Source organism: Geodermatophilus sp. SYSU D01105, assembly GCF_054050095.1.
On record NZ_JBJGYR010000002.1, the window covers coordinates 250,576 to 263,068 of the forward strand.

The 12,493-nt window shown below is 75.0% G+C and carries 13 protein-coding genes; 7 read left to right on the forward strand and 6 right to left on the reverse strand.

The genetic code is table 11. The annotated features are described in order from the left end of the window. Positions 1 to 58: 58 nt before the first annotated feature. Complete coding sequence (locus ACI79I_RS02730) at positions 59 to 748, reverse strand: response regulator (RefSeq protein ID WP_456990736.1); 690 nt, start codon at positions 746 to 748, stop codon at positions 59 to 61. 62 nt (positions 749 to 810) lie between these two features. On the opposite strand from ACI79I_RS02730, the gene ACI79I_RS02735 reads away from it, so the two are divergent. The 3 genes from ACI79I_RS02735 (at position 811) to ACI79I_RS02745 (ending at position 2,945) form a co-directional block, all read left to right on the forward strand. Beyond that, the gene (locus ACI79I_RS02735) at positions 811 to 1,545 is read left to right on the forward strand and encodes a sensor histidine kinase (RefSeq protein ID WP_456990737.1); all 735 of its coding nucleotides are present in this window, start codon (positions 811 to 813) and stop codon (positions 1,543 to 1,545) included. 155 nt (positions 1,546 to 1,700) lie between these two features. Continuing rightward, positions 1,701 to 2,561 (forward strand): manganese catalase family protein, encoded by an 861-nt coding sequence (locus ACI79I_RS02740; RefSeq protein ID WP_456944727.1) that lies wholly within the window; start codon positions 1,701 to 1,703, stop codon positions 2,559 to 2,561. Between the two features lie 171 nt (positions 2,562 to 2,732). Beyond that, positions 2,733 to 2,945 (forward strand): hypothetical protein, encoded by a 213-nt coding sequence (locus ACI79I_RS02745; protein WP_456990738.1) that lies wholly within the window; start codon positions 2,733 to 2,735, stop codon positions 2,943 to 2,945. 238 nt (positions 2,946 to 3,183) lie between these two features. Here ACI79I_RS02745 and ACI79I_RS02750 read toward each other — a convergent pair whose 3' ends face one another. Both ACI79I_RS02750 and ACI79I_RS02755 read right to left on the reverse strand, forming a co-directional pair. Beyond that, positions 3,184 to 4,830, reverse strand: coding sequence for a solute symporter family protein (locus ACI79I_RS02750; protein WP_456990739.1), 1,647 nt, complete (start codon positions 4,828 to 4,830; stop codon positions 3,184 to 3,186). Beyond that, positions 4,823 to 5,212, reverse strand: coding sequence for a DUF485 domain-containing protein (locus tag ACI79I_RS02755; protein ID WP_456990740.1), 390 nt, complete (start codon positions 5,210 to 5,212; stop codon positions 4,823 to 4,825). The genes ACI79I_RS02750 and ACI79I_RS02755 overlap by 8 nt, the downstream gene beginning before the upstream one ends. Positions 5,213 to 5,378: 166 nt before the next feature. Between ACI79I_RS02755 and ACI79I_RS02760 the strand changes: the two genes are divergently transcribed. Further along, on the forward strand, positions 5,379 to 6,671 hold the full coding sequence (locus ACI79I_RS02760; RefSeq protein WP_456990741.1) for a Rieske 2Fe-2S domain-containing protein: 1,293 nt from the start codon (positions 5,379 to 5,381) through the stop codon (positions 6,669 to 6,671). Positions 6,672 to 6,680: 9 nt separating this feature from the next. Here the strand turns inward: ACI79I_RS02760 and ACI79I_RS02765 are convergent, their stop codons facing one another. Next, a complete protein-coding gene (locus ACI79I_RS02765) occupies positions 6,681 to 7,298 on the reverse strand; it encodes a MarR family winged helix-turn-helix transcriptional regulator (RefSeq protein ID WP_456990742.1) in 618 nt (205 codons plus the stop codon). 104 nt (positions 7,299 to 7,402) lie between these two features. Here ACI79I_RS02765 and ACI79I_RS02770 point away from each other — a divergent pair, with 104 nt between their 5' ends. The 3 genes from ACI79I_RS02770 to ACI79I_RS02780 all read left to right on the forward strand — a co-directional run bounded on the left by ACI79I_RS02770 (position 7,403) and on the right by ACI79I_RS02780 (position 10,868). After that, complete coding sequence (locus ACI79I_RS02770) at positions 7,403 to 7,945, forward strand: copper chaperone PCu(A)C (protein ID WP_456990743.1); 543 nt, start codon at positions 7,403 to 7,405, stop codon at positions 7,943 to 7,945. Between the two features lie 39 nt (positions 7,946 to 7,984). Beyond that, positions 7,985 to 9,202, forward strand: a complete 1,218-nt coding sequence (locus ACI79I_RS02775; protein WP_456990744.1) for an MBL fold metallo-hydrolase — start codon at positions 7,985 to 7,987, stop codon at positions 9,200 to 9,202. 112 nt (positions 9,203 to 9,314) lie between these two features. After that, on the forward strand, positions 9,315 to 10,868 hold the full coding sequence (locus ACI79I_RS02780; protein ID WP_456990745.1) for a GAF domain-containing protein: 1,554 nt from the start codon (positions 9,315 to 9,317) through the stop codon (positions 10,866 to 10,868). 42 nt (positions 10,869 to 10,910) lie between these two features. Here ACI79I_RS02780 and ACI79I_RS02785 read toward each other — a convergent pair whose 3' ends face one another. Both ACI79I_RS02785 and ACI79I_RS02790 read right to left on the reverse strand, forming a co-directional pair. Continuing rightward, complete coding sequence (locus ACI79I_RS02785; RefSeq protein ID WP_456990746.1) at positions 10,911 to 11,558, reverse strand: haloacid dehalogenase; 648 nt, start codon at positions 11,556 to 11,558, stop codon at positions 10,911 to 10,913. A 30-nt stretch (positions 11,559 to 11,588) separates the two neighbouring features. Beyond that, positions 11,589 to 12,443, reverse strand: coding sequence for an Fpg/Nei family DNA glycosylase (locus tag ACI79I_RS02790; protein WP_456990747.1), 855 nt, complete (start codon positions 12,441 to 12,443; stop codon positions 11,589 to 11,591). Positions 12,444 to 12,493: the final 50 nt, after the last annotated feature.

A 12,493-nucleotide genomic window follows, 5' to 3' on the forward strand; every position in this document is an offset into this window, starting at 1 on the left:
GTTCGCGATCGTGGGTAGCGGGGCCGCGATGTCCTGCGAGCCGGCGCCGTTCCGGAGCTCACTCCTGCCGGCCCGCGGACTTCCCCAGGTGGACCCGGCCGGCCAGCGCAGCCGCCTCGACCCGGGTGGCCACCCCCAGGCTGCGCAGCAGGGAGGCGACCAACCGCTTGGCGGTCCGCTCCGACACGTGCAGCGTGGTCGCGATCTCCATGGTGGGGGCGCCGTCGGCCACCAGCCGCCACAGCCGGCGCTCGTCGGCGGTCAGCCGTTCGGCGATGCCCTGCTCGCCGGTGGGGGCGGCGTCGTCCAGCAGCCGCCGCAGCAGGTCCTCCGGGAGCACCGACCACCCGTCGAGGACGGCGAGCAGCGGGCGGACCAGGGCCTCGGGGTCGGCGGTCTTGGGCAGGTAGCCCGCCGCACCCGCGCGCAGGGCCTCGATGGCGTCGTCCGCGTCGGCCATGCCCGAGAGGGCCACCACCCGGACCATCGGGTCGGCGCGGCGGATGGCGCCGATCGCGCGCGTCCCGCCGGGCGGCGGCATGTGCAGGTCAACGACGGCGACGTCGGCGTGGTGGCGGCGCACGAGAGCAGCCGCCGCCGAGGCGTCATCCGTCGTCCCGACGACCCTCACCCGCCCGTCACTCACCCCGGGCAGGAGCAGGGCGAGACCACGGCTGAACAGCGGGTGGTCGTCGACGAGCACGACGTCGACTGGACGGCGCTCAGCCCCGGCGTCGGTCAACTCCATCTCTCCCCTGACGGTCGCCGCGCCCGGCGCTGGCTGACCGGTTGCGCACGACGGAGGTGCCCATGACCCTGGCCGCCAACCCCCCCACCGCACCGACCCCACCCCGGCTGCTCTCCGGCCTGGTCGAGCGGTTCCGGACACACCTGCCCCGGGCCACCCGCCAGCAGCCGGCCGAGCCGCCGGCCACACCGGAGGACGCCGTCGTCCGGGCCCTGTGCCACGACATGCGCACCCCGCTGGCCTCGCTGGAGGCGCTGCTCGGCTCGCTCGGCGAGACCCCTGCCGATCGCGGCGAGGTCCTGGAGCTGGCACGCGCCCAGACCGCCCACCTGTCCTCCATGCTGCGGACGGCGGCGGCCGCCGGCGGGGCGGTGTCCCGGGCGCCGACCTCGCGCCGGCTGGGGGACGTCGTCCGCGCGTCGGTGGCCGCCTCCGGGCTGCCGGCCCGGCAGCTCACCGTGGAGCTCGGCGAGGGCGCGGAGGAGGTCGCCGTCGGCGACGCCCGGGTCGGGCGGATCCTCACCAACCTGCTGGAGAACGCGCACCGGCACGGGGAGGGCGCGCCGGTGCGGCTGCTGGTCGCCTGCGGGCCGGGCTGGGTGGACCTCGCCCTCACCCAGGCCATCGCCCACCCGGACCGGTTGGTCGAGCACCTGGGCACCGAGTTGCCCCCGCCCGACCTCACCGGCCTCGGGCTGTGGTCGGTGCGGCGGCAGACGCTCGAGCTCGGCGGCCAGGTGGTGTGGCACGCCGACGGCGCGTCCCTGACGCTCACCGTGCAACTCCCCGACCGCTGAGGCGGAGGGATCCGTGCGCGTCACCCGCACGGACCCCCTCCGGTCCGAGGTTGGCACCCGGGGGCCAGGGACCGGCACGGGCGGGCCACCGGGCGCGGGCAGATCCCTGGTGTCACCGCATCGGCGGTGGTCGCGACGACGCCAGGGAGAGCCGCATGTTCACGCACACCCACGCCCTGCAGTACGAGGCCAAGCCCGATGGTCCCGACCCGGACTTCGCCCGCAAGATGCAGGAGGTCCTCGGCGGTCAGTGGGGCGAGATGACCGTCGCCACCCAGTACCTGCTGCAGGGCTGGAACTGCCGGCTGCCCGGCAAGTACAAGGACCTGCTCCTCTCCATCGGCACCGAGGAGCTGGCCCACGTCGAGATGATCGTGACGATGATCGACCGGCTGCTCGACCACATCCCGCTCAAGCCCGACTCGGCCGACCGCACCAAGGAGGCGGCTGCCGGCTACGGCCAGCACAACCCGCAGCACCCGATCGTGAACGGGGCCGGCGCCTCGTACATGGACAGCATGGGCAACCCCTGGACCGGCGCGTACGTCACCGCCAGCGGCAACCTGATGGCCGACTTCATGTACAACGCCACGGCCGAGATGCAGGGCCGGCTGCAGGTCGCCCGGCTCTACAACATGACCGACGACCCCGGGGTCAAGGACATGCTGCGGTTCCTCATCACCCGCGACCACTACCACCAGCAGCAGTGGCTGGCCGCGATCGAGGAGCTCAAGGACGACGGGATCGAGGGCATCCCGGTGCCCGAGGCGTTCCCGCTGGAGGAGGAGGTCGGCGACCTCGGCTACACCTTCATCGACGCCTCCGACGGCCCCGAGGCCTCGGCCGGCCGCTGGGCGTCGGGCCCGTCGGTCGACGGCCGCGGCCAGTTCTCCGCCCGCCCGATCGAGGCGACCGCGGACGCCCCGATCCTGCCGCCCGGCGACCCGCGGCTGTTCCCGACCCCGCAGCAGCCGGGGCAGTCGCTGCTCCAGAAGGCCAAGGACATGCTCAAGTGAGCGAGCTCACCCACGAGCACAGCGGCTCCGCGAACGCGGCCGACGCGCGCCGGCGAGTCGCGCCCGTGAGCTGACCTCAACCGTCCTGCGCCGTCGCCGCGCCGGCGGCCGGGTCCTTCCCGGACCCGGCTGCCGGCCGGCGGGACGCCTCCACCTCCCGGAGGAAGCACCGTGCACCTGTCCCTCCCCGCCGTCCTGCTGACGGTGGTCTACGCCGCGGCCCTCGCCGTCGCGGTCACCGCACCCGGCCAGCACGGCCTCGCCGGAGCGGTCGTCCTCACCGGCCTGGTCACCCGCTGGGCGGTGCGGCACCGCCGGGCGCACCGCGTCGTCGCGGTCCCCGTGGACGCCGTCCTGGCACCGGACGCCGCCCGCGCCGCCTGAACCCACCCACCCCCACGACGCACGAGGCGCGCGCCCCCGGCAGGGGACGCGCGCCTCGGCGCTGGCAACTCGCTGGACCGGCCCCCTCCCGGGACCCGCCCCGAGCGGAGCGAGGGGTGGGGAGGAGGCCGGCCCCCTCCCGGGACCAGCCCCGAGCGGAGCGAGGGGTGGGGAGGAGGGCGGCCCCCGTGCAGGGTCCCGCCGCGAGCCTGCGAGCGGTGGGGGCACGGGGGTCCTCCTAGTGCTGGACGGCCTTCTCCGCCCCGATGCCGGTGAGGGCCCGCACCTCGAGCTCGGCCCACTTGGCCTCGTTCGGCTTCTCCTTGGACAGGACGGTGCCCAGCCAGCCGAGGAAGAACGACAGCGGGATGGAGACCAGACCCGGGTTGGACAGCGGGAACCAGGAGAAGTCGACGTCCTGGAACAGCGAGGTGCTCTTGCCGGTCGCCGCGTTGATCGGGCCGCCCGAGACCACCGGGGAGAAGATGATCAGCACGATGCAGGCGATGAGCCCCCCGTACATCGACCACAGCGCGCCCTGGGTGGTGAAGCGCTTCCAGAACAGCGTGTAGAGGATGGTCGGCAGGTTCGCCGACGCGGCGACGGCGAAGGCCAGCGCCACCAGGAAGGCGATGTTCAGCCCGGCCTGCAGCGCCAGGATGCCCAGCCCGATCGAGATCGCGCCGATGACGACGGCGGTGATGCGGGCGACCCGCACCTCGCCGTTGGGCGGCACGTTGCCCTTCTTGATCACCGACGCGTAGACGTCGTGCGCGAACGACGCCGACGCGGTGATCGTCAGGCCCGCGACGACCGCGAGGATCGTGGCGAACGCGACGCCGGCGATGATGCCCAGCAGCACCGTGCCGCCGAGCTCGAAGGCCAGCAGCGGAGCCGCCGCGTTCACCGCGCCCGGCGCGCCGAGGATCGTCTCGGGACCGACGAGCGCCCCCGCGCCGTAGCCGATGACCAGGCTGAACAGGTAGAAGATGCCGATCAGCCAGATCGCCCACACCACGGACCGGCGGGCGTCCTTCGCCGTCGGCACGGTGTAGAAGCGCATGAGCACGTGCGGCAGGCCCGCCGTCCCCAGGACCAGCGCCAGGCCGAGGGAGACGAAGTCGAGCTTGGACGTGCCCGTCGCCCCGTACTGCGCGCCGGGCGCCAGCACGTCCCGGCCCTCGACGGCGGTGTCCACCGCGCCGCCGAGCAGCGCCGACAGGTTGAAGCCGTAGAGGCCCAGGACCCACACGGTCATGACGAGCGCCCCGGCGATGAGCAGCGAGGCCTTGATGATCTGCACGTAGGTCGTGCCGCGCATGCCGCCGACGAGCACGTAGATGATCATCAGCGCGCCGACCAGGATGACCACCAGCGCCTGGGCCGCCTCGCCGGTGACGCCGAGCAGCAGCGTCACCAGGCCGCCGGCGCCGGACATCTGGGCCAGCAGGTAGAACAGCGACACCGCCAGCGTGGAGATCGCCGCGGCGGTGCGGACCGGCCCCTGCCGCATCCGGAAGGCCAGGACGTCGGCCATCGTGAACCGCGCGGTGTTGCGCATGAGCTCGGCGACCAGGAGCAGCGCCACCAGCCAGGCGACGAGGAAGCCGATCGAGTAGAGGAACCCGTCGTAGCCGAAGACGGCGATGGCACCCGCGATGCCGAGGAACGAGGCGGCCGAGAGGTAGTCGCCGGCGATCGCCAGGCCGTTCTGGGTGCCGCTGATGTTGCGACCGGCCGCGTAGTAGTCGGCCGCGCTCTTGTTGGTGCGGCTGGCCCGGAACGTGATGACCAGCGTGATCGCGACGAAGACCCCGAAGATCGTGATGTTGATCGCCGGGTTGCCGATGGTCCCGCTCTCGGCGGCGAGCACGACCTCAGCCACGGTGGACCCCCTCGGTCACCGACGAGGAGCCGTCGTGGCGCGCGTAGTCGTGGTGCTCCAGCCGCTCGCGCATCTCGTCCGCGATCGGGTCCGTGCGCCGGTTGGCGTGCGCGACGTACAGGTGGGTGATGACGAACGTGGTCACGAACTGCGCGAGGCCGAGCACGATGCCCAGGTTCACGTTGCCGAAGACGCGGGTGGACATGAGGTCGGGCGCGTAGGTGGAGAGCAGGACGTAGAGCAGGTACCAGGCCAGGAAGGCCACGGTCATCGGGAACGCGAACCGGCGGAACCGCCGCTTGAGCTCGGCGAACTCGGGCGAGGCCTGGGCCTGCTCGTACTCCTCCGGTGTGAGCAACCGGCGTTCGGCGGGTGGTGTCACGGTGCGCCCTCCCCTGTCGGACCAGCATGGACGTGATCGCCGTCACTGTAGATAGGTGTCTACCCGCCGTCTGCCCTTCGAGACGGAACCGTGTCGCGCGACCGTTTCGTGGCCGGAACCCCGCGGGAACCCGCCGGCGCTGCAATGGGTCATGGACACGACCGGGATGACGTCGACGGGGTGGTTCCCGGTGGCACGCGCCGCCGAGGTCGGGACGACGCCGGTGCCCGTGGGCGCCGGCGGCCGGCCCTACGTGGTGGTCCGGTTGCGGCCCGGCGGCGAGGTGAGCGCCTTCCCCGCGCGCTGCCCGCACCGGCTGGTGCCGCTCGCGGCGGCGACGGTGGTCGAGGGCCGGCTGCAGTGCGGCCACCACGGCTGGCGGTTCGACGGCGAGGGACGCTGCGTGTCCATCCCGTCCCTCGGCGCGGACGGGTCACCCCCACCGCGGGCGGACCTCGCGATGCCCTGGGCGGTGGAGGAACGGTACGGCTGGGTCTGGCTGGCCCCCGACCGGACCACGAGCGCGCTCCCACCGCGCCCGTCGGGGGACACCGCCGCCGAGCCGGCGCCGCCGGAGGAGGAGCTCCGCGGCCCGGTGTTCGGCAACCTCGACCGGTCCCTGGACTCGGCGTGGCACCCGGTCGCGCTGTCGCGGGAACTGCTGCCCGGGGGATGGCTGCAGGTCCGGCTGCTGGGCCGCACCTGGCTGCTGCGGCGCACCGCCGACGGGCTGGCGGCCGACCCGCCCGCCCACGCCGTCACCGAGCGGCTCGGCGTCGTCTGGCTCGCACCGGCCGAACCGCACGACGTGCCCCTGGACCTGCCCGAGGCCGGCGACCCCCACTTCGTGAGCACCTGGCTGCCGCCGGTCCGCTCCCCCGGGCCGGCCGGGCCGCTGGCCGACACCTTCTTCGACGTGGCGCACGCGCCGTTCGTGCACAGCCGGATCGGCGGCTCGCCGGACGCTGCGGAGGTGCCCGCGTTCGACGTCGTCCCCGAGGACGGTGGTTTCCGCGCCGAGCTGGAGCGGCCGTACGAGACGCCGCACCACCCCGGCGGCGTCGTCGGCCCGCCGGTGCGGCGCCGGGCCACCTACACCTACCGGGCGCCGTTCCAGCTGCGGCTGCGGCTGGACTCCCCCGACTCGGGAGCCGTCACCACGATCCTGTGCCTGCTGCAGCCGGAGGACGCCGACTCGACCCGCGTCTACACCCGGATGCTGGTGTCCGCGGGCCCCGGGGCGCGCCTGCCCTGGCCGGACGACGTGGCCCGCGAGGTGGCCATCCAGCGCCAGGTGCTCGCCGAGGACCTCGCGCTCCAGGCGCGGCTGCCCGGCAGCGGGCTGCCCCTGGACCTGCGCGACGAGCTGCACGTGCGCACCGACCGGCCCGGCGTGGCCCTGCGGCGGGCGCTGGCCGACTTCGCGGCCTCGACCCGGCGGCTGCGCGGCGCCGCCTGAGCGTCGCGGTCACCCGGCCGGCAGGAGCTCGCCGCAGTCCGCGCACCGCGTGGGCGGGTCCGCGTCGGCCAGCCGCCCGCAGGCGGGGCACACCCGGTGCAGCCAGCAGGCCGGGTCACCACCCTCGGGCCCGCCCGGCGCCGGGGTCGGGTCGGGCTCCGACGTCACCTCGGACTCCGGCTCCGGCTCCGGCTCCGGCTCCGGCTCCGGCGGGGAGTCCAGTGCGGCCCCGAACTCGCCCAGGGCGGCGAGCACCTCGCCCCGTCGGCCGGGAGGGACGGCGTCGAGCGCGGCCCGGAGCTCGGTCAGCCGCAGCGCGTCGTAGCGGTCGAGCAGCGCGGCACCGGCGACGCTGAGCTCGAGGGTGACCTCCCGGCGCGAGCGCGGGGAAGGCCGCCGCTCGGCCAGGCCGGCGGCCACGAGCCGGTCGACCAGACGGCTCGCCGTGGACACGGTGACCCCCAGGGCCTCGGCCAGCCCGCCCAGCCTGGCCCCCTCGCGCCCCCGCAGCACGGTGAGCGCGCGCAGCTGCGTCACCGAGACGCCCCCGAGTCGGCCCGCCGCCCGGGTGGTGACCCCCACGACCCCGCGGGCCAGGGCGATGAGCACGTCATCGGGGGCCGTCACGACGGTCATCGTGACGCTTTCATTGCAGTACGGCAACAGTTGGCATCGAGCACAACCGCGCGGGTAGGCGCCGTACCGACGCCGTCCACCAGAGAGGAGGACCCATGTCCCGCACCGGATGGGCCCGCCGGCTGTCCCCGGCCGTGCTGGCCGCCACCCTGGCGTCGGCCGGGTGCGCCGGCGACGAGCTCCCCGACGTCGACGACAGCGGCGCGGTGGGCCCCGACACCGCCGTCGACGAGACGATCCGGCTGCTGCAGGTACAGCTCGAGTTCCCCCTCGACGGGGTCCACGAGGAGGGCGAGGACGCCCGGCTGTTCCTCGCCATCGCCAACGACGGATCCGAGGCCGACACCCTCCTCGACGTGCGCGGGCCCGACTTCGCCGACGCCGAGCTGGCGGCGGGGAGCGCGCCCGGGACCATCGCCGTCCCGCCCGACGACAACGTGTACGTCGGTGCCGAGGGCGCCCCCTCGGTCGTCCTGGAGGACCTGCGGACGCCGCTGCGGTCGTCGCAGTCGATCCCGGTGACGTTCGTGTTCGAGGACGCCGGGGAGGTCACGGTGGAGGCGGTGGTCGCGGCCGAGGGCGACGACCCGGCCGCACCCTTCGACTTCCCCGACCCGGCGGAGGACGTCGACCCCTGACGCGGCGCGCAGGCGCACCCCGCTGGGATGCTGGCAGGCGTGCCGTCCCCTGCCGCCCGCCGCACCGCGTTCGCCCTCACCGCCACCCTCGCCGGGCCCGCCCTCTGGGTCGCCCGCGCCGCCTGGGGCCTGCCCACGGCGCTGGGCGCGAGCCGCCGGGAGGTGCGCCGGTACGCCGCGGGGTCGCCGCAGTTCACCGGGGGCCGCTTCCACAACCGGATGAGCACGCCCGCCCTGCCCCCGGCCAGCGCGCGGCGCGGGCTGCTGCGGCAGATGCACGAGGAGCGGCACACCGGCCTCCCGGCCCGCCCGGTGCCGCTGGCCCGGCCGGAACTGCCGGCCGAGGCCGGGGAGCTGGCCGTCACGTGGTTCGGGCACTCCAGCGCGCTGGTGGAGGTCGACGGGCGGCGGGTGCTGGTCGACCCCGTGTGGGGCGAGCGCGTGTCGCCGTCCCCGCTGCTCGGCCCCACCCGGCTGCACCCGGCGCCCGCGCCCCTGGACGCGCTGCCGCCGGTCGACGCGATCCTGGTCTCCCACGACCACTACGACCACCTCGACCTGCCCACCGTCCGGGAACTGCTGCGCACCCAGACCGCGCCGTTCCTCGTGCCGCTCGGCATCGGGGCGCACCTGCGCGGCTGGGGCGTCCCGGAGGAGCGCATCGTCGAGCTCGACTGGGACGGCGTCGCGGTCGTCGCGGGGTTGACGGTCACCTGCACCGAGGCCCGGCACTTCTCCGGCCGGTTCCTCGCCCGGGACACCACCCTGTGGGCGTCCTGGGCCATCGCCGGGCCGCGCCACCGGGTCTTCTTCGGCGGCGACACCGGGTACACGCCGGCCTTCGCCGGGATCGGGGCGCAGCTGGGCCCCTTCGACCTGACCCTGCTGCCGATCGGGGCCTACAACGACGCGTGGCAGTACATCCACATGACCCCCGAGGAGGCCGTGCGCGCCCACGGCGACCTCGGCGGCGGGCTGCTCGTGCCGGTCCACTGGGCCACGTTCAACCTGGCGTTCCACCGCTGGGCCGAGCCGGTGGAGCGGCTGCGCGCCGCGGCGGGGCGGTCCGGCGCGCAGATCGCCGTACCGCGACCGGGTCAGCGGGTCGACGTCCTGGCCCCACCCCCGCTCTCCGACTGGTGGAGCCCGGTCGGGTCGGCCGTCGACGAGCCGGCCGACCAGGGGGACGGCGGGGTCGGCAGCTCGGTGGTGGCGCGGGCGGCGTCCTGGCTGACTGCCCGGCGGCAGGCCGACTGAGCCCATCCGGTTGCGCCCCATCGGATGGGGCGTAAGGGAACCGATTCGGACTCAAGGGTCCCCGGGCCAGGGTCGAAGGTCCTCCCACACCGACAGTGGAGGGACTCCAACGATGTCGCCGTTCACCCGCCGGGCCTCGTCCACCGCTGAGGACGCGCAGGCCACCGAGGCGCGCGCCAACGTCGAGGCGGTGACCGCCGTGGTCACCGCGCTGAGCCGGACCCCCACCGCCGACGAGGCCATCGGCACCGCCCTGGACCTGGTGCGGGAGCGCTTCGGCTGGGTCTACGCGTCGTACTGGCGGGTCGACCCGGCCGCGGGCGCCCTCCGTTTCGGTCAGGAGTCCGGCGACGCCGGCCCCGGGTTCCGGCAGGTGACCCAGCGAGCCTCCTTCCGCGAGGGCGTGGGACTGGCCGGCCGCGCGTGGCGGACCCGTGACCTGGTCTTCGTGCCCGACCTCGGCCAGCTGCACGACTGCGTCCGGGCACCCGCCGCCCAGCGCGCGGGCGTCCGCAGCGGGATCTGCTTCCCGCTGCTCGAGGACGGCGTCGTGACCGGCACCATGGACTTCTCCACGACCGAGACCCTCACCCCCACCCCGGAACGGCTGGCCACGCTGCGCGCCATCGGCCTGCTCGTCTCCCAGGCGATCGAACGGGTGTCCGCGGCGGCCCGCCAGGCTGCGGCGGCCGAGGACACCCGGGCGGTGAGCGACCTGCTCCGGGAGGTCACCACGGCGACCAGCCGCGACGAGGCGACGCGGCGGGCGCTGGAGGCGATCCGCACCGGCTTCGGCTGGGCCTACGGCTCGTACTGGGCGGTCGACCCGGCCGACCGGGTGCTGCGCTTCGTCACCGAGTCCGGTGACGCCGGGCAGGAGTTCCGCGAGGTGACCCTCGCGGCGTCCTTCCCGGAGGGGGTGGGCCTGGCCGGGCGAGCCTGGCGCACCCGCGACCTGGTGTTCGTCGAGGACCTCGCCGAGGTCACCGACTGCGTGCGCGCCCCCGCCGCCCGGCGCGCCGGCGTCAAGTCCGGCGTCTGCCTGCCGATCGTGGTCTCCGGGCAGGTCGTGGGCACCCTCGACTTCTTCGCGACCCGGACGCTCGCGCTGGCGCCCGGCCGGACCGAGGCCCTGCGCAGTGCCGCCTTCCTGCTGGGCCAGGCGCTGGAGCGCTTCACGGCTGCAGAACGGCTGGAGACGGCCGGCCGGGAACTGCTGGAGTCGATCACCGAGGTCGAGCGCAACGTCCTGTCGGCCACCTCGGTCGCGGGCGAGGGCCGCCGGCTGGCCGTCGAGGCGAACCAGGAGGTCGCCGGCCTGGGCGCGTCGAGCACGGACATCGGCAAGGTCGTGAAGGTCATCCGTGGCATCGCCGACCAGACCAACCTGCTGGCGCTCAACGCGACCATCGAGGCGGCGCGGGCCGGCGAGGCCGGTCGCGGGTTCGCGGTGGTCGCGAACGAGGTCAAGGAGCTGGCGCTGGAGACGGCCCGGGCCACCACGGACGTCGACGCGAAGGTGACCGCGATCCAGGGCCAGGTCGACCGCGTGGTCGGCGCGCTGCAGGCGATCGCGACGGTGGTGGAGCGGATCAACGAGACCCAGCAGGTGATCGGCGGGGTGCTGACCGAGCAGTCCGCGGTGACCCGGGAGATCCTCGCCTGAGCGGAGGGGTCCGTGCACGTGACGCGCACCGACCCCCTCCGCTCACCCGAGCAACCGCGCCGCCTCGGGCAGGTCGCCGGCCTCCCGCCGCGGCGTCCCGCCCTGCGGGTCGAGGGTGTGGCCCGGGCGGCGCAGCCGGACGACGTCGATGCCGGCGGCCAGGGCACCGCGCACGTCCCGCGCCGAGGTGGCCACGTGGACCAGCCGGCCCCCGGCCCGGTCGAGGGCCCGCCGGTAGATCGCGGCCCCCGGCTTGTAGGCCCGCAGCCGCTCGGAGGTGAGGACGGCGGCGTCGTCCACCAGGCCGGCGACGCGGGTGCGGGCGAAGACGGCGTCGTCGACGTTGGACAGCACCCCCACCCGGGCGAGCTCCGCGAGCGCGGCCAGTCCGGTCTCGACGTCGGGCCACAGCGGCCAGTCGCCCACCGAGGCCAGCAGCGCGGTCGTGTCCGCGTCGGCGTCCCGGTCGACGCCGAGCTGCGCGTAGGCCGTGGTGAGCGCCCGGCGGCTGTGCTCGGCGAAGGGCACCCAGGTGGGCTCGTCGCGCTGGGAGGCCTTGTTCGCGGCGTCCCAGGCGTCGTAGAGGGCACCGCCGTCGGCCCCGGTGATCAGCGCCAGCGCGGCCGACCCGCCGGTGCGCGAGTCGATGAGGGCGCTGAACAGGTCGACGGTCACGAGTCGGAGTGCCACGGCGCGGATTGTGCGCCCGTGGCACTCCGCTCAGCGCAGCAGCTTGGACAGCCGCCGGTCGGCCAGCGGCTTCCCGCCGGTCTGGCAGGTCGCGCAGTACTGCAGCGAGGTGTCGGCGAAGCTGACCTCGCGGACGGTGTCCCCGCACACCGGGCACGGCAGGCCGGTGCGGGCGTGGACCTTCAGGCCGGAGCGCTTCTCGCCCTTCATCGTCGCGGCCTGCTGGCCGACCTGGCGCTCCAGGGCGTCGGTGAGCGTGGTCCGCACCGCGTCGTAGAGCCGGACGACCTCGTCGTCGGTCAGCTTGTCGGCCATCTTGAACGGCGAGAGCCGGGCGGCGTGCAGGATCTCGTCGGAGTAGGCGTTGCCGATCCCGGCGACCAGCGTCTGGTCGGTGAGCGCGCCCTTCAGCTGCCCGGAGCGGCCGGCCAGCAGCGCGGCGAAGGCCTCCCGGTCGACCTCGAGCGCGTCCGGGCCGAGCCGGGCGATCCCGGGGACGTCGGCCGGCGTGCGGACGACGTACACCGCCAGCCCCTTGCGGGTGCCCTGCTCGGTGAGGTCGAAGCCGTTGCCGTCGTCCAGGTGGACCCGCAGCGCCAGCGGGCCCTTGCCGGGCTTGGGCGGGGAGGGCGGCAGGCCGGTGCGCCAGTGCAGCCAGCCGGCCCGCGCCAGGTGCACCACCAGGTGCAGGCCGGAGACGTCGAGGTCGAGGAACTTCCCGTGCCGGGTGACGCCGGAGAGCTCCAGGCCGGCCAGCGAGGACAGCGGCGGGTCGAAGGTCTTGATCGCCTGGACGGCGGCCAGGTCGACCCGCGTCACCACCCTCCCCACGGCGTTCTCACGCAGGAACGCCGTCAGGGCCTCCACCTCGGGCAACTCGGGCACCGGGCCATGATGCCCTGCTCAGCCCGCCGGGCGCCGTCCCCCGATCCGGG

Excerpts from the sequence above, each read along its gene's own strand:
- ACI79I_RS02730 (WP_456990736.1), bottom strand. The coding sequence starts at position 748 with ATGGAGTTGACCGACGCCGGGGCTGAGCGCCGTCCAGTCGACGTCGTG.
- ACI79I_RS02735 (WP_456990737.1), top strand. The coding sequence starts at position 811 with ATGACCCTGGCCGCCAACCCCCCCACCGCACCGACCCCACCCCGGCTG.
- ACI79I_RS02740 (WP_456944727.1), top strand. The coding sequence starts at position 1,701 with ATGTTCACGCACACCCACGCCCTGCAGTACGAGGCCAAGCCCGATGGT.
- ACI79I_RS02760 (WP_456990741.1), top strand. The coding sequence starts at position 5,379 with ATGACGTCGACGGGGTGGTTCCCGGTGGCACGCGCCGCCGAGGTCGGG.
- ACI79I_RS02770 (WP_456990743.1), top strand. The coding sequence starts at position 7,403 with ATGTCCCGCACCGGATGGGCCCGCCGGCTGTCCCCGGCCGTGCTGGCC.
- ACI79I_RS02780 (WP_456990745.1), top strand. The coding sequence starts at position 9,315 with ATGTCGCCGTTCACCCGCCGGGCCTCGTCCACCGCTGAGGACGCGCAG.